Source organism: Pseudomonas sp. JQ170C, assembly GCF_035581345.1.
Lineage (GTDB): Bacteria > Pseudomonadota > Gammaproteobacteria > Pseudomonadales > Pseudomonadaceae > Aquipseudomonas.
This window is the reverse complement of sequence record NZ_CP141608.1, coordinates 3,571,256-3,592,232: the sequence shown is the minus strand read 5'-3', so window position 1 is coordinate 3,592,232 and position 20,977 is coordinate 3,571,256. Positions and strand designations below refer to the sequence as shown.

General features: G+C 62.4%; 20 protein-coding genes. 8 read left to right on the top strand and 12 right to left on the bottom strand.

All coding sequences use genetic code 11. The features are described from left to right. Positions 1–154 precede the first annotated feature (154 nt). The 4 genes from U9R80_RS16055 to U9R80_RS16040 form a co-directional block, all read right to left on the bottom strand. On the bottom strand, positions 155–922 hold the full coding sequence (locus U9R80_RS16055; RefSeq protein ID WP_301841029.1) for an SDR family oxidoreductase: 768 nt from the start codon (positions 920–922) through the stop codon (positions 155–157). Positions 923–944: 22 nt separating this feature from the next. After that, positions 945–2,012: a phosphotransferase family protein gene (locus tag U9R80_RS16050; RefSeq protein ID WP_301841030.1), complete on the bottom strand. Its 1,068-nt coding sequence runs from the start codon at positions 2,010–2,012 to the stop codon at positions 945–947. A 195-nt stretch (positions 2,013–2,207) separates the two neighbouring features. After that, on the bottom strand, positions 2,208–2,525 hold the full coding sequence (locus U9R80_RS16045; protein ID WP_301841031.1) for an SCP2 sterol-binding domain-containing protein: 318 nt from the start codon (positions 2,523–2,525) through the stop codon (positions 2,208–2,210). 56 nt (positions 2,526–2,581) lie between these two features. Continuing rightward, entirely contained in the window at positions 2,582–3,292 is a 711-nt protein-coding gene (locus U9R80_RS16040; RefSeq protein WP_301841032.1) for a histidine phosphatase family protein, read from the bottom strand. Positions 3,293–3,488: 196 nt separating this feature from the next. Between U9R80_RS16040 and sohB the strand changes: the two genes are divergently transcribed. From sohB to U9R80_RS27350, 3 genes are all read left to right on the top strand, one after another. Then, complete coding sequence (gene sohB / locus U9R80_RS16035) at positions 3,489–4,505, top strand: protease SohB (protein WP_301841033.1); 1,017 nt, start codon at positions 3,489–3,491, stop codon at positions 4,503–4,505. Between the two features lie 181 nt (positions 4,506–4,686). Then, on the top strand, positions 4,687–4,851 hold the full coding sequence (locus tag U9R80_RS16030) for a hypothetical protein (protein ID WP_301841034.1): 165 nt from the start codon (positions 4,687–4,689) through the stop codon (positions 4,849–4,851). Between the two features lie 113 nt (positions 4,852–4,964). After that, positions 4,965–5,240 carry an NEL-type E3 ubiquitin ligase domain-containing protein gene (locus U9R80_RS27350; protein WP_442964979.1) on the top strand — a complete coding sequence of 92 codons (276 nt, stop codon included), beginning with the start codon at positions 4,965–4,967 and terminating at the stop codon, positions 5,238–5,240. Here the strand turns inward: U9R80_RS27350 and U9R80_RS16025 are convergent. Genes U9R80_RS16025 through U9R80_RS16015 form a run of 3 tightly spaced genes read right to left on the bottom strand, consistent with a single transcriptional unit; the run spans position 5,162 to position 7,553 of the window. Then, complete coding sequence (locus tag U9R80_RS16025) at positions 5,162–5,362, bottom strand: hypothetical protein (protein ID WP_324803218.1); 201 nt, start codon at positions 5,360–5,362, stop codon at positions 5,162–5,164. The two genes, U9R80_RS27350 and U9R80_RS16025, sit on opposite strands and share 79 nt — an antisense overlap. Before the next feature lie 60 nt (positions 5,363–5,422). Beyond that, on the bottom strand, positions 5,423–5,917 hold the full coding sequence (locus tag U9R80_RS16020; protein ID WP_301841035.1) for a DUF934 domain-containing protein: 495 nt from the start codon (positions 5,915–5,917) through the stop codon (positions 5,423–5,425). Further along, on the bottom strand, positions 5,901–7,553 hold the full coding sequence (locus tag U9R80_RS16015) for a nitrite/sulfite reductase (RefSeq protein ID WP_301841036.1): 1,653 nt from the start codon (positions 7,551–7,553) through the stop codon (positions 5,901–5,903). The genes U9R80_RS16020 and U9R80_RS16015 overlap by 17 nt, the downstream gene beginning before the upstream one ends. 217 nt (positions 7,554–7,770) lie before the next feature. On the opposite strand from U9R80_RS16015, the gene U9R80_RS16010 reads away from it, so the two are divergent. Further along, positions 7,771–8,853 carry an ABC transporter substrate-binding protein gene (locus tag U9R80_RS16010; protein ID WP_301841037.1) on the top strand — a complete coding sequence of 361 codons (1,083 nt, stop codon included), beginning with the start codon at positions 7,771–7,773 and terminating at the stop codon, positions 8,851–8,853. A gap of 261 nt (positions 8,854–9,114) precedes the next feature. On the opposite strand, the gene U9R80_RS16005 is transcribed toward U9R80_RS16010, so the two are convergent. Beyond that, on the bottom strand, positions 9,115–9,333 hold the full coding sequence (locus U9R80_RS16005; protein ID WP_301841038.1) for a DUF2970 domain-containing protein: 219 nt from the start codon (positions 9,331–9,333) through the stop codon (positions 9,115–9,117). Positions 9,334–9,424: 91 nt separating this feature from the next. After that, the gene (gene metH / locus U9R80_RS16000; RefSeq protein WP_301841039.1) at positions 9,425–13,132 is read right to left on the bottom strand and encodes a methionine synthase; all 3,708 of its coding nucleotides are present in this window, start codon (positions 13,130–13,132) and stop codon (positions 9,425–9,427) included. Positions 13,133–13,288: 156 nt separating this feature from the next. Between metH and U9R80_RS15995 the strand changes: the two genes are divergently transcribed. From U9R80_RS15995 to U9R80_RS15980, 4 genes are all read left to right on the top strand, one after another. After that, positions 13,289–15,589, top strand: coding sequence for a fatty acid cis/trans isomerase (locus tag U9R80_RS15995; RefSeq protein WP_301841040.1), 2,301 nt, complete (start codon positions 13,289–13,291; stop codon positions 15,587–15,589). 111 nt (positions 15,590–15,700) lie between these two features. Then, positions 15,701–16,735: an acyltransferase family protein gene (locus U9R80_RS15990; protein ID WP_301841042.1), complete on the top strand. Its 1,035-nt coding sequence runs from the start codon at positions 15,701–15,703 to the stop codon at positions 16,733–16,735. 57 nt (positions 16,736–16,792) lie between these two features. Continuing rightward, entirely contained in the window at positions 16,793–17,377 is a 585-nt protein-coding gene (gene nfuA, locus U9R80_RS15985; protein ID WP_028941949.1) for a Fe-S biogenesis protein NfuA, read from the top strand. Positions 17,378–17,475: 98 nt separating this feature from the next. Next, positions 17,476–17,979, top strand: coding sequence for a VOC family protein (locus tag U9R80_RS15980; RefSeq protein ID WP_301841044.1), 504 nt, complete (start codon positions 17,476–17,478; stop codon positions 17,977–17,979). A gap of 1 nt (position 17,980) precedes the next feature. Here U9R80_RS15980 and U9R80_RS15975 read toward each other — a convergent pair whose 3' ends face one another. The 3 genes from U9R80_RS15975 to U9R80_RS15965 all read right to left on the bottom strand — a co-directional run bounded on the left by U9R80_RS15975 (position 17,981) and on the right by U9R80_RS15965 (position 20,870). After that, a complete protein-coding gene (locus U9R80_RS15975) occupies positions 17,981–18,898 on the bottom strand; it encodes a LysR family transcriptional regulator (protein WP_301841045.1) in 918 nt (305 codons plus the stop codon). 21 nt (positions 18,899–18,919) lie between these two features. Beyond that, positions 18,920–19,894, bottom strand: coding sequence for a quinone oxidoreductase family protein (locus tag U9R80_RS15970; protein WP_301841046.1), 975 nt, complete (start codon positions 19,892–19,894; stop codon positions 18,920–18,922). Between the two features lie 103 nt (positions 19,895–19,997). Then, positions 19,998–20,870 carry a LysR substrate-binding domain-containing protein gene (locus U9R80_RS15965; protein WP_301841048.1) on the bottom strand — a complete coding sequence of 291 codons (873 nt, stop codon included), beginning with the start codon at positions 20,868–20,870 and terminating at the stop codon, positions 19,998–20,000. Positions 20,871–20,977 lie beyond the last annotated feature (107 nt).

Here is a 20,977-nt window from a genome sequence, read left to right as displayed (position 1 = left end):
GAGCTTAATCGGCTGGGCGCAGAAGGAGCTGCGCCTGACGGCCGATATGGTAAAGGAGATCGAGGCCGTCTGTCAGGGCCTCTTCGCGGGGCGAGCCCGCTCCCACCGGTACACGCAAAACCGGTGGGAGCGGGCTCGCCCCGCGCTGCGTTTATCAGGACAGGAACCCGCCATCCACGTTCAGCGCCACGCCCGTGGTGTAGCTTGAGGCATCGCTGGCCAGGTACAGCACGGCACCGGCCATTTCCTTGGGATCGGCCACGCGCTTGAGCGGAATCTGCTGCAGCGCGGTGTTGAGGATCGCATCGTTCTTGACCAGCGCCGAGGCGAACTTGGTGTCGGTCAGGCCCGGCAGCAGGGCATTGCAACGAATGCCGAACGGCGCGCATTCCTTGGCGAAGACCTTGGTCATGTTGATCACCGCAGCCTTGGTCACCGAGTAGATCCCCTGGAAGACCCCCGGTGACACACCATTGATCGACGCCACGTTGATGATGCTGCCGCCTCCGTGCTCGCGCATCAGCTTGCCGGCTTCGACCGACATGAAGAAGTAGCCGCGGATGTTCACATCGATGGTCTTCTGGAAGGCGCCCAGATCAGTGTCCAGCACGTTGCAGAATTGCGGATTGGTCGCCGCGTTGTTGACCAGGATGTCCAGGCGACCGAACTGTTCGCGGATACCGGCGAAGACCTGGCTGATCTGCTCCATTTCACCAATATGGCAGGCAACGGCCGTGGCCTTGCCACCGGCGGCGATGATCGCGTCGGCCACTTGCTGGCAGCCGTCGAGCTTGCGGCTGGAGACGATCACATGGGCGCCTTGCTGGGCCAGCAGGTGGGCAATGGCTTCGCCGATACCGCGGCTGGCGCCGGAAACGAAGGCGATCTTGCCGTCGAGGTCGAACAGTTGGGTCTTGGACATGGTCTTTTCCTTGTTGTAATTGTCAGAGGCTGGACGTGGCGATGACCTGCAGGCTCATGTGCTCCAGCAGCTTGTTCATATGGATGAACTGGGCGAAGCGCTTGTCCTGGGTCTGGCCATGGAAGAACCGGTAGTAGATCTGCTGGACGATGCCGGCCAGGCGGAACAGGCCATAGGTGTAGTAGAAGTCGTAGTTGTCGATCTGGATGCCGGCGCGTTGGGCGTAGTAGTCGACGAACTGCTGGCGGGTGAGCATGCCCGGCGCATTGCTGGGCTGGCGGCGCATCAGTTGCATCGGCGCCGGGTCGCTGGCTTCGATCCAGTAGGCCAAGGTGTTGCCCAGGTCCATGAGCGGATCGCCAATGGTGGTCATTTCCCAGTCGAGCACGCCGATGATGCGCATGGGGTTTTCGGCATCGAGGATGACGTTGTCGAAGCGGTAGTCGTTGTGAACGATGGCAGGCTTGGGGTGGTCGGCCGGCATCTTCTCGTGCAGCCAGGCGATGACCTTTTCCCAGCGCGGTGCATCCGGGGTCAGGGCCTTTTCATAGCGGCTGGCCCAGCCTTCGATCTGGCGTTGCACATAGCCTTCGGGCTTGCCCAGGTCACCCAGGCCGCAGGCGTGGTAGTCCACCTGGTGCAGTTCGACCATGCGGTCGATGAAGCTCTTGCACAGCGCCTCGGTGCGTTCGGCATCGAGCCCCAGCTCAGGCGGCAGGTCCGAGCGCAGGATGATGCCCTTGACCCGGTCCATCACGTAGAACTCGCCGCCGATCAGCGACTCATCGGTGCAGTGCACATACGCCTTGGGGCAGTAGGGGAAACCGCTGTTGAGCTGGTTGAGGATGCGGAACTCGCGGCCCATGTCATGGGCCGACTTGGCCTTGTGGCCGAAGGGCGGGCGGCGCAGGACAAATTCGCGCTCGGGGTACTGCACCAGGTAGGTCAGGTTCGAGGCGCCACCGGGAAACTGGCTGATGCTGGGCGAGCCACTCAAACCGGCGATGTGCGCCTTGAGGTACGGGTCGATCACGGCGGCATCGAGCTCTTCGCCGGGGCGGACCTGGGTGGACTGATCAGTGAGCGTCATGCTTTTACCTTATGATCGAAGCCAGAGATTATTGGCTAATCTAATTCTCGCGTCGGACCCGAACAAGCCTTTCAGCGCCTTATAGGCCAGCGTGTTGCAGGTCGATCAACGTTCCTGATGCCACGGCCAGAACCGCCGGGCGAAAAAAAACCGAAGCCACAAGGACTTCGGTTTTGTTCGGCATCAGCGCAGGGCTCAGGCCGGGAACAGCTCGCTGAGTTTCATCGACAGCATCATGTCGCCTTCAACGCGCAGCTTGCCGCCCATGAAGGCCTGCATGCCGTCGGTGTCGCCGCTGACGATACCCTTGAGGGTTTCGCTGTCCAGCACCAGGGTGCAGTTGGCGTCGGCGTTTTCGCCTTCCTGGATTTCGCAGGTGCCATCCTTGACGATCAGGGCGTAGTGCTTGTCTTCGTCGGTGATGTTGAAACCGAAGATCAGGTCCAGGCCGGCAGCGGCAGCTGGGTTGAACTTGGCTTTCATCGCTTCGACGGCTTTTGCTACATCGCTCATGGTGTGTTCCTTATTAAGTGATTGGCGTGACCGGCGAGGTCACAACGAGCCGGTGTTCATCGGTAGGTGATGAGTTCCGGCACCTTCAACAGCTGCACATGGGCCTGGCTGTTGAAGGAAGCCAGGGCCACCTCGCGGCCACGAAACTTCAGCTGGCTGAGCGAGGTGTTGATGATCTGCCAGTTGAGCTCGAACGCCTGGCTGGCAGTGATACGGGTTACCCGGTGAAGCAAGGCGGCAATGGTGCCGCCTGAAGTAAAAATGGCAATGTTGTCATTGCTGTCCGCTTGCTGCAGTACGCGCGAAAGGCCGCCATCGACCCGCTCGACAAAACCCTGCCAGGACTCCAGGCAATCACTTTCATGCTCACCGCCATGCCAGCGCTGGATAAGCAGGGCGAACAGGCGCTGGAACTCGCGACGGTTCTGCGTGCCGTTGCGCAGGATATGCAAGGCCTCGGGCTCTTCGGGCAGCAGGCCCGGGAGCAGGCTGCGGATCACATCGTCGGCGTCGAACTCATTGAACGCCGCATCGGTTTCCAGCAGCGGTACCTCGCAGCCTGCCGTGTGCATGGCCGCCAGGGCCAGGCGTGCGGTGTCCTGCTGGCGACGCAGGTCGCCCGCCAGGCAGCGGTCGAGGCGCAACCCCAACTGGGCCAGGTGTTCGCCGAGTGCTTCACTCTGGCGGATGCCCACGGGCGAGAGGACGTCATAGTCGTCTGCACCAAAGGAAGCCTGGCCATGTCGAATCAGGTAGATGCTGCCCACGTCGTCTGCCTGCAAGAAGAATGAGCCGAGGTTAGGGCGCTGCCGACAGGCTGTCAACGGAAAAACATACAAGCGTTTGAAAAGAGCGTTTGAACTGCATTTCCGGAAATTTCCTACATTGGCAGCAAGGCCGCCGCGTCGGTATGCTTGACTATCGGTTCGCGCCACAGGGGCGCAGGCATGTTAAGGAGTTACTGTGGAGTTTCTTGCAGAGTACGCAAGCTTTCTCGCCAAGACCGCGACCCTGGTGATCGCGATTCTGATTGTCCTGTCGGCGATTGCCGGGTTGCGCGGCAAGGGCCGGCGCAAGGGGGGCGGGCAGTTGCAGGTCAGCAAGCTCAACGAGTTCTACAAGGACTTGCGCGAGCGGCTGGAATCCAGCCTGCTGGACAAGTCCCAGCTCAAGGCGCTGCGCAAGCAGCAGGCCAAGACGGAGAAACAACTCAAGAAGAAACCCGAGGAAAAATCGCGGGTTTTCGTTCTGGATTTCGATGGCGATATCAAGGCCTCGGCCACTGAAAGCCTGCGCCATGAGATTACCGCGCTGCTCACTCTGGCCAGCCCGCGCGATGAAGTGGTGCTGCGCCTGGAAAGTGGCGGTGGCATGGTTCACAGCTATGGCCTGGCGGCCTCGCAACTGGCGCGTATCCGCCAGGCGGGCATACCTCTGACCATCTGCATCGACAAGGTCGCTGCCAGCGGCGGCTACATGATGGCGTGCATCGGCGAGAAGATCGTCAGCGCGCCTTTCGCCATTCTCGGCTCGATCGGTGTGGTGGCCCAGTTGCCCAACGTCAATCGCCTGTTGAAGAAGCACGACGTCGACTTCGAGGTGTTCACCGCCGGCGAGTACAAGCGCACGGTGACCGTGTTCGGCGAGAACACCGAGAAGGGCCGGGAGAAGTTCCAGGAAGACCTGGATGTGACCCATCAGTTGTTCAAGGACTTCGTCTCGCGCTATCGCCCGCAGCTGCATATCGATGAAGTGGCCACCGGTGAAGTCTGGCTGGGGGTCGCGGCGCTGAACAAGCAGTTGGTCGACGAGCTCAAGACCAGCGACGAGTACCTGGGCGAGCGGGCACGTGAAGCGAACCTGTACCACCTGCACTACGCCCAGCGTAAAAGCCTACAGGAGCGGGTCGGGCTGGCGGCAAGCGGGTCGATCGAAAATACCCTGCTTGGCTTGTGGAGCAAGCTCGGCCGCTGGCGTTAAGCAATAAATAGCGCCTTTGGCGCCAGCAAAGCGGTTCTCCTTTCGGCCTCATTCGCCCAAGGAGAACCGCGATGCCAACCGCCCATTCGATATCCATCCCCGGCCTCAACGGTCCCTTCCTCGCTTGCGCGACCATCAGCTCGCCGAGCAATACCGCTCGACCGGCCCTGCCGATTGGTTCATGAATGCCCAGCCAGGCGAACGCCAGGTCCTGCTCGACTATCAGGCCCGCCGACGCGCCTCGGCCCGGGTGCTGGCAACCGCCCTCCACCCGCTCGAACGTCCCGCGCCGCCAGAGCCTGATGCCGGCCGCCCTGCAGAACTTCGCCGCAGACGCTTCGTTTGAAACGGGCAGCGCCCTGGCGCCCAAGTCATGGTCTTGGTAAACGCCGCACGTGAAAGCGGGACGATCGTCGACGCCGTGAGGCCGGACAGTGGGTTGACGAGGTCGAGGTGCGCATGGCGTTTCGGGTTGGGTTGGCCGAGCGCCTCGAACTTGCGGGCCAGCCGCACTATATGGTGTTCGTGAACAAGGCCAATGTCAGTCAGGCACAGCTGGACGCTGCCGCTGCACAAGTGCTGGGAAATGAAACATCCCAGCTGTTGCGGGCATCCATTGTCAGTCGGGATTTCTGGGTGGATTTTCTCAAGACGCGCTATGGCGCACGTTTCGATGAAACCAGCAGGCCGTTTTTTTCCGGCTCGAAGCGTTCGATGCTGACAAGCAAAGCATGAGTGATCAGGCTTGCCGTGAGCGCATTGAAACGATTCAACAACGTCGGGCTGCCGAAGAACAGCGTGTGGTAGCGGCGCTGACTGCAACGATCTGGAGCAGCCTGCCAGGCCAGGTCACTCATTTGTAGAGGCCTGGAATCAAAACGGCTCCCGTGCCTGGCAAGGCACGGGAGCCGTTTTCGTTAACGACGACGGAACAGCGGTTGCGGCTCGTCGGTAGCGGCCTGGTAGGTCACCGAAAAGTCTTTCAGGCTTTCCAGGGCTTCGACCGGGTCTTTGTCGGCGCGCAGGGCGAAGGCATCGAAGCCGCAGCGCTTGAGGTAGAACAGCTGGTCACGCAGCACATCGCCAATGGCACGCAGCTCGCCAGTGAACTTGTAGCGGTCACGCAACAGGCGCGCGTTGGAGTAGTTGCGCCCGTCGGTGAAGGCCGGGAAGTTCAGGGCGATCACCTGGAAGTGAGCGACGTCGTCGCCGATTTCCTCGGCTTCTTCATCGGCGTCCAGCCACACACCCAGGCCGCCATCGCGGGCTTTGAGGACATGGGCGTGGTCGCGCCAGAACTGCAACGGAACGATGTAGTCGTCGCAGTTGGTCAGTTCGTCGAAATTGGCATCCTTGGGCAGCAGGTGCCAGGTTTCGTCGACGATTTCGTTGTTCTTAATGATTCGCTGCATAGACGCGTTCCTTGAAAGGGTCGATGCCAATACGTTGGTAGGTGTCGATGAAGCGCTCGTCTTCGGTACGTTTCTCAACGTAGACGTCGATCAGCTTCTCGATCACATCCGGCATGTCGTCCTGGGCGAAGGAAGGGCCGAGGATCTTGCCCAGGCTGGCGTCGCGGCTGGCGCTGCCACCGAGGGAGACCTGGTAGAACTCCTCACCTTTCTTGTCCACCCCGAGGATGCCGATGTGGCCGACGTGGTGGTGGCCACAGGCGTTCATGCAGCCGGAGATGTTCAGGTCCAGTTCACCGATGTCGAACAGGTAGTCCAGGTCGTCGAAACGGCGCTGGATGGATTCGGCAATCGGGATCGACTTGGCGTTGGCCAGGGAGCAGAAGTCGCCACCCGGGCAGCAGATGATGTCGGTCAACAGGCCGATGTTCGGCGTGGCAAAGCCGTTCTCGCGCAGCTCCAGCCACAGGGTGTGCAACTGGCTCTGCTCGACGTCGGCCAGAATGATGTTCTGCTCGTGGGAGGTACGCAGCTGGCCGAAGCTGTAACGCTCGGCGAGGTCGGCCACGGCATCGAGCTGCTTGTCGGTCAGGTCGCCCGGGGCAACGCCGGTCGGCTTGAGCGACAGGGTAACGGCCACGTAGCCAGGCTTCTTGTGCGCCAGCACGTTGCGGGTGCGCCAGCGGGCGAAGCCTGGGTGCTGCTGTTCAAGGTCGCTGAAGTCGAGGTTGTCCAGCACCTTGTAGTCCGGGTCGACGAAGTGCTTGGCTACGCGCTGCACTTCGGCTTCGGTCAGGGTGGTGCTGCCGCCGCGCAGGTGGGCCATTTCGGCCTCGACCTTCTCGGCGAAGACTTCAGGGGTGAGCGCCTTGACCAGGATCTTGATCCGCGCCTTGTACTTGTTGTCGCGACGGCCGTAGCGGTTGTATACCCGCAGGATCGCGTCCAGGTAGCTGAGCAGGTCTTGCCAGGGCAGGAACTCATTGATGAAGGCGCCGACCACCGGGGTACGGCCCAGGCCGCCACCGACCAGTACGCGGAAGCCCAGCTCGCCGGCGGCGTTGTACACCGGCTCCAGGCCGATGTCGTGGACTTCGATGGCTGCGCGGTCGCTGGTCGAGCCGTTGATGGCGATCTTGAACTTGCGCGGCAGGTAGGCGAATTCGGGGTGGAAAGTGGTCCACTGGCGGACGATCTCGCACCATGGGCGCGGGTCGATCACTTCATCGGCAGCGACACCGGCGAACTGGTCGGTGGTGACGTTGCGCAGGCAGTTGCCGCTCGTCTGGATGGCGTGCATCTGCACGGTCGCCAGCTCAGCCAGGATCTCGGGGATGTCTTCCAGCGCAGGCCAGTTGTACTGCACGTTCTGCCGGGTACTGATGTGGGCGTAGCCCTTGTCGTAATCGCGCGCGATCTTCGCCAGCATCCGCGTTTGACGCGAAGTCAGCTGGCCATAGGGCACCGCGACCCGCAACATCGGGGCAAAACGTTGAATATAGAGGCCATTTTGCAGGCGCAGGGGGCGGAACTCTTCTTCGCTCAGCTCACCGGCCAGGTAGCGGCGGGTCTGATCACGGAACTGCTTGACGCGGTCCTCGATGATCCGCTGATCGTACTCGTCGTATACGTACATAGGGGTCCTGTTCTCAAGCTGCTTGCAGCTAATCGCGCGCACGGCCGCGCACTCCCAAGCGGAGCGGACGAAAGATAGCAGTTTGCGTTTATGCGCAAAAGTGATGTTTTTGCATATGAAAAGAACCATTTGGACTAAGTGAGACTGACTGGCATTTGGCTGTTTAGGCCCTGCTGGTGTTTATAATTGACGGTTTGAGTGGCTGGAGCGAATCCGCATGATCAAGGCCCTGTGCCGAAGTCTGTGCCTGAGTCTGCCGTTGGTAGCCAGTGCCCAGGGCGCGTCGGTGGTGTTCCTCAATCCGGGCTATTCCGATGAAACCTTCTGGGTCAGTTATTCGCGCTTCATGCAGGCCGCTGCCAGCGACCTGGGGATGGCGTTGAGTATTCAGTACAGCGAACGCCAGCCTGAACTGGCGCTGACCCAGGCGCGTCAGGTGCTCGAAAGCCCGCAGCGGCCCGACTACCTGGTGCTGGTCAATGAACAGTATATCGCGCCGGAAATCATCCGCCTGTCGCGCGACAGCGGGGTCAAGTTGTTCCTGGTCAACAACGGCCTGACCCCGGACCAGGCGGCAATGATCCAGGATCATCCGGACAAGTATCCCCCGGTGCTCGGCACGCTGGTCGGCAACGACGAGCAAGCCGGCTATCAGATGCTCAAGGAATTGATCGCGCTGCGTGCCCGGCCCGGCATGACGCGGCCGATCGAGCTGCTGGCTTTTTCCGGCATCAAGACCACGCCTGCCGCGCAGCTGCGCGAAAAGGGCATGCGCCGGGCCCTGGCCGAGCACCCCGAGGTGCGCCTGCGGCAGGTGGTCTATGGGGGATGGGGCAAGGAGCGGGCCTACGAACAGGCCCAGCAACTGCTCAAGCGCTACCCGAAGATTGAACTGGTCTGGTCGGCCAATGACGAGATGGCCTTTGGTGCGATGCAGGCGTTTGCCGAAGCCGGTCGTACGCCGGGCAAGGATGTGCTGTTCAGCGCCGTCAACAGCTCCCCGCAGGCCTTGCAGGCGCGCATTGACGGACGTTTGAGCGTGCTGATGGGCGGACACTTCTCACTGGGGGGCTGGGCCATGGTCCTGCTGCACGATGATGCGCACAACCTGCCCATCGACCGTGATGGTTATCGCGATCACCAGATCCCCGTACTGCAACTGATCGACCCGCAACGGGCGCGTCGCTGGTTGAGCCTGCAGGACAAGGCCGACTACGGCCTGGACTTTCACCGCTTCAGCGCCGAGGGGCATTCAGCGAGCTATCGCTATCCCTTTCTGGTGGCGCCGGTCGATTATTGAAAAGTCCCTGCTTGAGCAAAGGGCATTGCTGGACTTAACTGCAACGGGTGACATGCATTCCCATAACCACTACAAGAGGCGATGCAATGGGAAACTCGACCAAAGCGGGTAAGAGTGACAGCAGTGTCGATGCCTGGGCGATACTCTGTCTGATCATCCTGGTAGTCGTGACCGCCGTGTACTGGGTCAGCCACCAGTGACATCACGCGATGGGTAAACATGAACCGCCCGCAGAATGGACATCTGCGGGCGGATTGCATTTCAGCGAGCAGTAAGGTGCATGGCCAGTTGCACCAACCCCACCAATACCAGAATGAAGATCAAAGTGAACACGGTGCCCAGCGCAATGAAGTGGCTGGCCTTGCCGTGGTTGAAGTCGCGAGCGCGGTTCTTGCCGGTTTGAACGCCAAACGCCGCTGCCAGGATGCTCTGCAGCATCTGCCAGAAGGTTGGGGGCTTGCCTTGGGCTGGGTCGTCCATGAGTAAGTCCTTGGTGTAGGATTTTTCTCAGTCTAGACCTAATCGCGGGGCAAGCCCGCTCCCACAGTGGGAGCGGGCTTGCCCCGCGCTTTCAGTTCTCGTAGCCCAGGTTAGGCGCCAACCAGCGCTCACTCACACTCAGATCCTGACCCTTGCGCGCGGTGTAGCTTTCAACCTGGTCCTTGTCGACCTTGCCCACGGCAAAGTACTGCGCCTGTGGGTGGGCGAAGTACCAGCCGCTGACCGCCGCCGCCGGGAACATGGCGAAGTGTTCGGTCAGGAACACGCCGCTGGGGCCGGTTTCGCCAATGGCGGTGCCATCGAGCAGGCGGAACAGGGTTTCCTTCTCGGTGTGGTCCGGGCAGGCCGGGTAGCCCGGGGCAGGGCGGATGCCCGAGTACTGCTCCTTGATCAGCGCCTCGTTGTCCAGGTGCTCATCCTTGGCGTAGCCCCAGTAGTCTTTACGGACCTGCTCGTGCAGCCACTCGGCGCAGGCCTCGGCCAGGCGGTCGGCCAGGGCCTTGACCATGATCGAGTTGTAGTCGTCGCCCTTGTCCTGGTAGGCCTTGGCCACTTCTTCGGCGCCGATGCCGGCGGTGGTGATAAAGCCACCCACGTAGTCGGTGATGCCGGTGTCCTTGGGCGCGACAAAGTCGGCCAGGGAGAAGTTGGGCTTGCTGTCCGGCTTGATGGTCTGCTGGCGCAGGTGATGAAGCCGGGCCAGCGGCTGGCCGTCGGTGCCATAGACTTCGATGTCGTCATGGTTGACCTGGTTGGCGGGCCAGAAGCCGAACACCGCACGGGCGCTGATCAGCTTCTCGTCGATCAACTTGGCGAGCATTTCCTGGGCGTCCTTGAACAAGGCGGTGGCTGCTTCACCGACCACTTCGTCGGTGAGGATGCGTGGGTACTTGCCCGCCAGGTCCCAGGAGATGAAGAACGGCGTCCAGTCGATGTACTCGGCCAGCACCTTGAGGTCGATGTTCTCCAGTACCTTGACGCCAGTGAAGCTCGGCACCGCCGGTTGGTAACCGGCCCAGTCGTACTTCGGCTTGGCGGCAATGGATTGTGCGTAGCTCAGGCGTTCGGTGCGGGCACTGCGGTTGGCAGTGCGCTCGCGCACGTCGATGTAGTCCAGGCGGGTCTTCTCGACAAAGCCGGGCTTGAGTTCCTTGGACAGCAACTGCGTGGCAACACCCACTGCGCGGGAGGCGTCGGTCACGTAGACCACCGCGTCGTTGCTGTACTTGGGCTCGATCTTCACTGCAGTGTGCGCCTTGGAGGTGGTGGCGCCACCGATCATCAGCGGCAAGTGGAAATCCTGGCGCTGCATCTCGCGGGCAACATGGACCATCTCGTCCAGCGACGGGGTGATCAGGCCGGACAGGCCGATAATGTCGCACTTCTGCTCGCGGGCGGTTTGCAGGATCTTCTCGGCCGGCACCATCACGCCCAGGTCGACGATGTCGTAGCCGTTACAGCCCAGCACCACGCCGACGATGTTCTTGCCGATGTCGTGCACGTCGCCCTTGACCGTGGCCATGAGGATCTTGCCCTTGGCTTCGGGCTTGTCGCCTTTTTCGGCTTCGATGAACGGAATGAGGTGGGCAACGGCCTGCTTCATCACGCGGGCAGACTTCACCACCTGGGGCAGGAACATCTTGCCGGCGCCAAACAGGTCACCCACCACGTTCATGCCGCTCATCAGCGGGCCCTCGATCACCTCGATCGGCCGCGCGCATTGCTGGCGGCATTCCTCGGTGTCTTCGACGATAAAGGCGGTGATGCCTTTGACCAGCGCGTGTTCCAGGCGCTTGCCGACCGGCAGCGAGCGCCATTCTTCGTTCTCGACTTCCTTGACCGCGCCGCCGCCCTTGTAGTCGTCGGCGATCGCCAGCAGGGCGTCGGTGCCTTCCGGGGTGCGGTTGAGCACCACGTCCTCGACCTTCTCGCGCAGGACCTGGGGAATCTCGTCGTAGATCTCCAGCTGGCCGGCGTTGACGATACCCATGGTCAGGCCATTCTGGATCGCGTGGTAGAGGAACACCGAGTGGATCGCCTCGCGCACCGGGTTGTTGCCGCGGAACGAGAACGAGACGTTGGACACCCCGCCGGAGCTCAGTGCGTAGGGCAGGTGGTCGCGGATGTAGGCGCAGGCTTCGATGAAGTCCACGGCGTAGTTGTTGTGCTCTTCGATGCCGGTGGCCACGGCAAAGATGTTCGGGTCGAAGATGATGTCTTCGGGCGGGAAGCCCACTTCATTGACCAGGATGTCGTAGCTGCGCTGGCAGATCTCGCGCTTGCGTGCGGCAGTGTCGGCCTGGCCGACTTCGTCGAAGGCCATCACCACCACGGCGGCGCCATAGCGCTTGCACAGTTTGGCGTGATGCTTGAAGGCCTCGACGCCTTCTTTCATCGAGATCGAGTTGACGATGCCCTTGCCCTGGATGCACTTGAGGCCCGCCTCGATCACTTCCCACTTGGAGGAGTCGATCATGATCGGCACGCGGGAGATGTCGGGCTCACCGGCGATCAGGTTGAGGAACTTGACCATGGCCGCCTGGGAATCGAGCATCCCTTCGTCCATGTTGATGTCGATCACCTGGGCGCCGGCCTCGACCTGCTGCAGGGCCACTTCCAGGGCTTCGGTGTAGTTCTCTTCGCGAATCAGCCGGGCGAACTTGGCGGAACCGGTGATGTTGGTGCGCTCGCCGACGTTGACGAACAGGGAGCTGCGATCAATGGTGAAGGGCTCCAGGCCCGACAGCCGGCATGCTTTGGGAATGTCCGGGATTGCGCGCGGCGGGTACTTGCCGACCGCTTCGGCGATGGCCTGGATATGCCCCGGGGTGGTACCGCAGCAACCGCCGATGATGTTGAGAAAACCGCTGGCGGCGAACTCTTCGACCACTGCGGCCATCTCGGCCGGGGTTTCGTCGTACTCGCCGAAGGCGTTCGGCAGGCCGGCGTTGGGGTGGGCGGAGACATGCGTGCCGGCCTTGGTCGACAGCTCTTCCAGGTAGGGACGCAGGTCCTTGGCACCCAGCGCACAGTTCAGGCCCACCGAGATCGGGTTGGCATGGCGCACCGAGTTCCAGAACGCTTCGGTGGTCTGGCCGGACAGGGTCCGGCCCGAGGCATCGGTGATGGTGCCGGAAATCATGATCGGCAATTCCAGGCCGTCTTCCTCGAACACCTGCTGCACGGCGAAGATCGCCGCCTTGGCGTTGAGGGTGTCGAAGATGGTCTCGATCAGGATCAGGTCGGCGCCGCCCTCGATCAGGCCGCGGGTGGCCTCGATGTAGTTTTCTACCAACAAATCGAAGGTGACGTTGCGAAAGCCTGGGTCGTTGACGTCCGGGGAAATGGAGCAGGTACGGCTGGTCGGGCCCAGGACACCGGCAACGAAACGGGGTTTGTCCGGGGTTTCGAGGGTCTTGGCATCGGCGACCTGGCGGGCGATGCGCGCGCCTTCGACGTTCAGCTCATACACCAGCGACTCCATGCCGTAGTCGGCCTGGGAAATCTGCGTGGCGTTGAAGGTGTTGGTTTCGAGAATATCGGCGCCCGCGTCAAGGTAGGCCTTTTCAATGGCGGCGATGACATCCGGGCGCGAGAGCAGCAACAGGTCATTGTTGCCTTTGACATCGCTTGGCCAATCGGCGAAGCGCGTGCCACGATAGTCGTGTTCCTCGAGGCGGTAGCTTTGGATCATAGTACCCATGCCGCCATCGAGAATCAGAATGCGCTCTTTGAGTGCTTGCTGAAGTGCTTGGAAACGAGCGCTGCGGTCAGACATAGGACTACCTGGTCGGGCGAAAACAAAAGTTGCGGAATAATAACAAAGCTGCGCGGTTTTTAGACGTGTCGAAGGTTTACATGAATTTCATTCATGTTGGCACGCCACCAGCACCGGTAGAATCGTGAAGCTTTCAATACCCAGGACATTCGGCACATGGTGCATCGCTTACTTGCCGGCGCTTTCGCTCTGTTACTCAGTGGCGCAGCGCTAGGGCAAGCCCCTCAATCGAGCCCGGCTATTTCATATACCCGGGACATCCAACCGATCTTCACCGAGAAATGCGTGGCCTGCCACGCCTGCAACGACGCAGCCTGCCAGCTCAACCTGGGCAGTGCCGAGGGCGCCTCGCGAGGCGCCTCGAAGGTACCGGTGTACCAGGGCGACCGCAGCAAGGCCGTGGCCCCGACGCGGCTTTTCTACGACGCCCAGAGCACTGAAGCCTGGCAGCGCAAGGGGTTCTATTCGGTGCTCGACAACCAGGGCAGCCAGGCCGCGCTGATGGCGCGGATGCTCGAACTGGGCCACAAGACACCGCTGACGCCCAATGCCAAGCTGCCCGAAGAGATCGTCCTGGGCCTTAACCGCAACAACATGTGCCCGCAGCCGGGCGAGTTCGACGCCTACGCCGGTGCCCATCCCAAGGAGGGCATGCCGCTGGCGGTCACCGGCCTCACCGATGCCGAGTACCAGACGCTGCAACGCTGGCTTGCCGCAGGCGCCCCGGTCGAGCACGCGCCGATTCAGCCAAGCGCCACCGAGGCTGCGCAGATCGCCGACTGGGAAGCGCTGCTCAACCGCCCCGGTTCCACCGAGGCCCTGGTCGGCCGCTGGCTGTATGAGCACTTGTTCCTGGCCCACATCCACTTCGTGGGCGGCGAGGGCGGGCACTTCTTCCAGTGGGTGCGTTCACGCACACCGAGCGGCCAGCCGATCGACCTGATCGCCACGCGTCGCCCCAACGATCCCCCCGGTACCGACTTCTATTACCGCCTGATGCCGGTACAGGGCGTGATCGTGCATAAAACCCACATCACCTACCCGATGGGCCCGCAGAAGCTCAAGCGCGTCAAGCAGCTGTTCTACAGCGGCGACTGGCACGCCAATGCACTGCCGGGCTACGGCCCGCGCCACCGCGCCAATCCCTTCGAGACCTTTGAAGCGATTCCCGCCGTGGCCCGCTACCAGTTCATGCTCGATAACGCCGAGTACTTCGTGCGCACTTTCATCCGTGGCCCGGTGTGCCGTGGCCAGATCGCTACCGACGTGATCCGCGACCAATTCTGGGCGCTGTTCCAGGAGCCGATCCACGACCGCTACGTGACCGATGCCGAGTACCGGGGCCAGGCCACGCCGCTGCTGGCCATGCCCGGTCAGATCGACGATGTCGGCAGCATCATCAGCCTCTGGCACGCCTACCGCGACAAGCGCAACGAGTACGAAAGCCTGCGCCGCGACACCTACGCCGACATGCCGCCGCCGAGCTGGTCGACCCTGTGGGCCGGCAACGATAACGCGTTGCTGACCATCTTCCGTCACTTCGACAGCGCCTCGGTGACCAAGGGCCTGATTGGCGATGTGCCCAAGACCCTGTGGCTGTTCGACTACCCGCTGTTCGAGCGCACCTATTACCAGCTGGCGGTCAACTTCGACGTCTACGGCAACGTCTCGCACCAGGCGCAGACGCGCTTGTACTTCGACCTGATCCGCAATGGGGCCGAGGTCAACTTCCTGCGCCTGATGCCGGCCGATCAGCGTGGCGCGATCCTCAGCGACTGGTACCAGAACAGCGGCAAGGTGAAGATGTGGCTGGACTACGAGGACATCGACACCGATACCCCGACAGCCTTGAAGCTGGCCGCCAATGATCCCAAGCGCGACTTCGGCCTCAAGCTGATCCAGCGCACCGGCAGCCTCAACGCCGCCCCCGACCCGATCAACCGCTGCATCAGCGCCTATTGCTCGCGCCCTGAAATGAGCGAGGAGTTCCGTGGCGTCGAGCAGGTCCTCAGCCGCCTGGTGTCGCGTCCGGCCGCGGGGCTGAAGGTGATTGGCCAGTTGCCCGAGGCGACGATGCTGCGCATCGAAGGGCAGGGCGGCCAGCGCCAGGTCTACAGCCTGATGCGCAACCGCGCCCACAGCAACGTGGCGTTCATGCTCGGTGAGGCCTATCGCTACCAGCCGGGCCTGGACACCCTGACCCTGTACCCGGGTGTGCTCAGCAGCTACCCCAACTTCATCTTCAACGTCCCGGCCAGCGACGTGCCGGAGTTTGTCGAGGACATGGAACTGGCGCGCGACGACACGGCCAAGTTCGAGCGCATCGTCATGCGTTGGGGCGTGCGCCGCAGCCACCCGCAGTTCTGGCAGTACTTCCATGACCTGAGCACCTACATCCAGGAGACCGATCCGGTGGAAGCGGGTGTGCTCGACATGAACCGCTACGAGAACCTCTGAGCCTCACCGCCGGGAAGGTCGGTTGACCTTTCCCGGCATCCTGCGGTCCCACCCTGCAAGCAGCCCCGGTTCCGGCCGGGGCTTGGGTAGGATTCACAAGCAGGTGTCCGGATGCTGTATTCGCTTCAAGCCTTGAGGGCGTTCGCCGCCTGGGTGGTGGTGTGTCACCACTTCATGCAGATCTTCTTCGACTTCCACGCCAGTGGCCCCGTCGGCCAGTTCCTCACCGACCGCGGTGCCGTGGGGGTGGATATCTTCTTTGTCATCAGCGGCATGGTCATTTACCTCTCGACCCGCGACAAGGCCATTGCGCCCCAGCGCTTTCTGCTCAACCGGGCGCTGCGCATCGTGCCGGCCTACTGGTTCTACACCGCGTTGATGGGGCTGTTGCTGCTCACCGCGCGCCAGTGGATGCCGCACCAGGCCATCGACCTTGAGCATTTCGTGTTGTCGCTGCTGTTCATCCCGGCCGAGAACCCCGGCGGTTATGGTCAGTACCCGACGCTCAACGTCGGCTGGACCCTGAACTATGAAATGTTCTTCTACCTGCTGTTCTCCCTGGTATTCCTGGTGCGCCAGCAGCACCGGGTGCTGTTGGTAGCGGCGGCCTTGCTGCTGGTCAGCGAAGTGTTGACCCGGGCCGGGCTGCTCAATCACTTCTACCGCAACAACATCGTCTACGAGTTTTTGCTGGGCATCGGCATCGGCGTGCTGTACCGGCGTGGCTGGGTCGCCCAGGGCTTGTGGTTGCCCCTGGCGATCCTGCTGCTGGCGGGTGTGGCGATTCACTACCTGGACGCATCCCGGCGCCTGTTGCACTGGGGCCTGCCCAGCGCCCTGATCGTGCTGGCCTGCGTGTCGCTGGAGCCGTACTTCAAGGGCAACCGCTTGCTCAAGGCGCTGGGCGACAGCTCCTATTCGGTGTACCTGGTGCATGTGCTGGTGCTGTATGGCGGCTGGTTCGCCAGCCAGCGCCTGGGGATGAGCCCTTATGCGGTGTTTGCCCTGTGCGTGCCCTTGATTGCACTGCTGTCCTGGGGCAGTTACCTGTTGCTGGAAAAGCGCCTTTACCGCCACCTGAGCGACTGGTTTGCACCGCCTGTGGGGGCGCCGGCGCCTGTAACGCTTTCCCGACAAAATTACTAGGACTTTGTTCGGCGCCAAGGTTGGCGTAAACTGCCGGCAAGTCTGTGAGGAACTTCCATGAGCGCCATAACTATTACCGACGCCGCGCACGATTACCTGGCCGATCTGCTGTCCAAGCAGAACACTCCGGGTATTGGCATTCGCATCTTTATCACCCAACCAGGCACCACCTACGCCGAGACTTGCATTGCCTACTGCAAGCCGGGCGAAGAAAAGCCGGAAGACACCGCCGTGGGTCTTGCCAGCTTTACCGCCTACCTGGACGCCGTCAGCGTGCCGTTCCTTGAGGACGCCGTGGTCGACTACGCCACCGATCGCATGGGTGGCCAGCTGACCATCAAGGCGCCGAACGCCAAGGTGCCGATGGTCAACGAAGACAGCCCGATCAACGAGCGCATCAACTATTACCTGCAAACCGAGATCAACCCGGGGCTGGCCAGCCACGGCGGTCAGGTCAGCCTGATCGAAGTGGTCGAGGACGGCATCGCCGTGTTGCAGTTCGGCGGTGGTTGCCAGGGCTGCGGCCAGGCCGACGTCACCTTGAAGGAAGGCATCGAGCGGACCTTGCTCGAGCGTATTCCCGAGCTCAAGGGTGTGCGTGACGTGACTGACCACAGTCAGAAAGAGAACGCTTACTACTAAGGGCCTTCTGTTGCCTGGGTGGTCCTTCGCGGGGCACGCCCGCTCCTACCGGTAGGAGCGGGCTTGCCCCGCGATTGCATTCAAACAGGAGGCTACACATGCAACGCATCCAGACCATCACCCCCTGCCTGTGGTTCGACCACCAGGCCGAGCAGGCCGTACGGTTCTACATCCAGACCTTCGGCGGCGCGTCCAGAATTCTCAGCACCAGCTACTACAGCGAAGTCGGCAGCGAAATCCACGGGCGCCCGGCGGGTTCTGTCATGGCCATTTCCTTCGATCTCGACGGCCAGCAATTCAGCGCCCTCAATGGCGGGCCGCACTTCACGTTCAACGAAGCCATTTCATTGCAGATCAACTGCCAGAGCCAGGCTGAAATCGACCATTACTGGAACACCCTGGGCGAGGATGGCGACCCGCAGGCGCAGGTCTGTGGCTGGCTCAAGGACCGTTATGGCCTGAGCTGGCAGGTGGTGCCCGTACGCTTGTTCGAGCTGCTTGAAGACCAGGACCCGGACAAGGCCGGGCGGGTCATGGCGGCCATGCTGAAAATGAAGAAGATGGACATCGCTGCGCTCGAACGCGCCTACGAAGGCGACTGAGTCAGCGCCAGGGCGCGCCATTGGCGAACTGCTGTTCGATCCACTGCTTGATCGCGGTGGTCGCTGCGCTGTTGAAGCGGGCGCCGGGGCGAACGAAGTAGATCCCGGCATCGCTGTCCAGCTGCCACTGCGGCAGCACCCGCTGCAGGGTGCCGGCGTCCAGGTCTTTCTTCATCATCCAGTCGCCGCCGGCAATGATGCCAACGCCGGCCCGGGCCGCGGCCAACAGGGCTTCATTGTCGTTGCTGCGGATCGAACCCTGGATCTTCACGCTCTGGCACTCACCGTCGCAAAACAATTGCCACTGCGGATACGAACGCAAGCCGGTGAAGCCCAGGCAATTGTGCTCGGCCAGCGCGGCCGGTGACGCGGGCTGCCCATGGCGTACAAGGTAGGCCGGGGCGGCGCAGAGGATGCGTTGATGTTCGCAGAGCTTGCGCGCTACCAGACGGCTGTCGCTCAGTTCGCCAATGCGGATCGCCGCATCGAAACCCTCTGCCACCAGGTCGACAAAGCGCTCCGAGTACTCGGTTTCCAGTGTCACCTGCGGATGCGCCAGGGCGAACTCGGCCAGCAGCGGACTGAGCCACATCCGCCCCATGGTCGAGGGCAGCGCCAGGCGCAAACGCCCCCTGATCTGCACCGCGCCCTGGGCGGCCTCACGCTCGGCTTCGCCGATCAGGCTCAGCGCCTGTTGAAAACGCTCGACCAGGCGCACGCCTTCGTCGGTAAAGCGCAACTGACGGGTGGTGCGCTCGACCAGGCGGATGCCCAGGCGCTGCTCCATGGCATTGAGGCGCTTGGACAGCACCGACGGATGACGCTGCAACTGCCGCCCCGCAGCCGCGAACGAGCCATGGGTGAAGAGTGCCAGCAGGGTGGCCAGCTCATCGGCCTGGCGACTGTCGAACGGGTCCATGTCGGTGCTGTGCCTCACGCATCAGGGCAAAAGAATGAGCGCGCCCTCGGAGCGGCCTTGTTGCAGGTCGTCATGGGCGCTGGCCACATCGGTGAGCGGGTAGCGTCGCCAGATGTGCGGCTGGATGATACCTGCCGTCACGGCCGCCAGCACGTCCTGCGCACGTTGCTGGTATTCGTCCGTGGTGGCGGTGTGGGCGGCCAGGGACGGGCGGGTGACAAACAGCGAACCCTTGGCGTTGAGGGTGCTCATGGCCAGCGGCTCGGGGGCACCGGAGGTTGCCCCGAACGACACCAGCAAACCCCGTGGCCGCAGGCTGTCGAGCGAGGCCTGCAGCGACACCCGGCCAACCGAGTCGTACACCACATCGACCTTGTGCCCCTGGGTCACCTCCAGCACCTGGGCGGCCAGGGTCTGGGCATCGAACACCAGCACCGCGTCGCAACCGGCCGCCGTGGCCCTGGCCACGCTTTGCGTCCTGGAGACGACGCCAATCACATATGCTCCCAGGTGTTTGGCCCACGGCACCATCAATTGACCCAACGCCCCTGCTGCGCCATAGATCAACACCCGCGTTCCCGGGCCGACCGGGTAGGTGCTCTTGAGCAGGTACTGGGCGGTAATGCCTTTGAACAGCACCGCAGCCGCTGCTTCGCAGGTCAGAGTGTCGGGCAGCTTGACCAGGCGCTCGGCCGGGAACAACCGGGCGCTGGCATAGGCACCCAAGGGGCCCGTGGCATAGGCCACACGGTCGCCCACCTGAACGTTGCTCACGCCCGGGCCAATGGCCGCCACCGTGCCGGCACCTTCCAGCCCCAGTCCCGACGGCAGGGAGAGGGGCACATCGCCTTTGCGCTGGTTCACATCCAATGGATTGACGCCGATGGCCGCTTGTTCCAGCCATACCTCGCCGGGGCCGGGGGCCTGGACGGGGGCCGATTGAAGTTGCAGCACCTGCGGGTCGCCGCTGTGCTCAAGGTGTACGCGCATAACCATGATCAGTTCCTCGGGTTGGGGGAGTGCCCAGAGGATAATTACCCACTGATGGATCAACAATAACCTGAAAATGCAGTGCAGTGCGGCATGCTGTGCAGCAATGTCAGGCACCGACCTGGCGTGTGCTCACCAGGTCAAGAAATGACGAAATCACCTGGCTGTTGCGCCGCTCGGCCAGGCAGTAAAGGTAGGTTTCGGTGTGCACCGGATCGCCCTGCAAGCGGATGGTCCTGATCCGCGCATCGGCAATGAACTCCGCCTCCGACACCGCCCCCACGCCGATCCCGCGGATCACGGCCTCACGCAGGGCTTCCCGGCTGCCGATCTCCATGACCACCCGCGGCGTGACGTCCTGTTCGATCAAGGCTTTTTCCAGGGCCAGCCGGGTAGTGGAGCCGCTTTCGCGGTGCAGCAGCGGCTGGCCTTGCAGCGCCTGCAGGGGGAGTTCATCAAAGCGCGCCAGCGGATGGTCGACATTGGCAAACAGCACCACGGGGTGACGGGCATACAGCTGCGCGCAGAAGGCCGGGTCTTGATGCAGGCCCGCCAGCACCCCCACATCGGTCACGTAGTGTTCCAGCTCGGCCAGCACCGTGGCCGAGTTGCCGACCTTGATCGACAAGTCGATCTGCGGGTACTGGTGGCGATAGGCATCGACCATCTCGATGACATGAAAGGGGCCCACCGCGCCGATCTTCAGCTGGCCACGGTTGAGCTTGCCGGAGTCGCGCAGCAGGTTGAACGCTTCGAGCTCCAGCATGCCCAGTTGCTGGGCGATGGGCAGCAACTGGCGCCCGACCACGGTCAGCTCGATGCGCCGCCCCCGACGATGGAACAGCTCGACGTTGTAGTCACGCTCCAGGGCCTGGATCTGGGTGGTGACGGTCGGCTGGCTCAAGCCCAGGGCACGGGCGCCCGCGCTGAAGCTGCCCTGGCGGGCGACGGCGAGAAAGGTGCGCAACTTGGTGGTGGACATCCATAGCTTCCATCAATGGTTTTGCGGGAAAACGCATAGTGAATTGAAGCTGTGACTGTCACGTGACACCCCTAGTGTGGAGTGACCTTAAACAACAACCGCAGGAC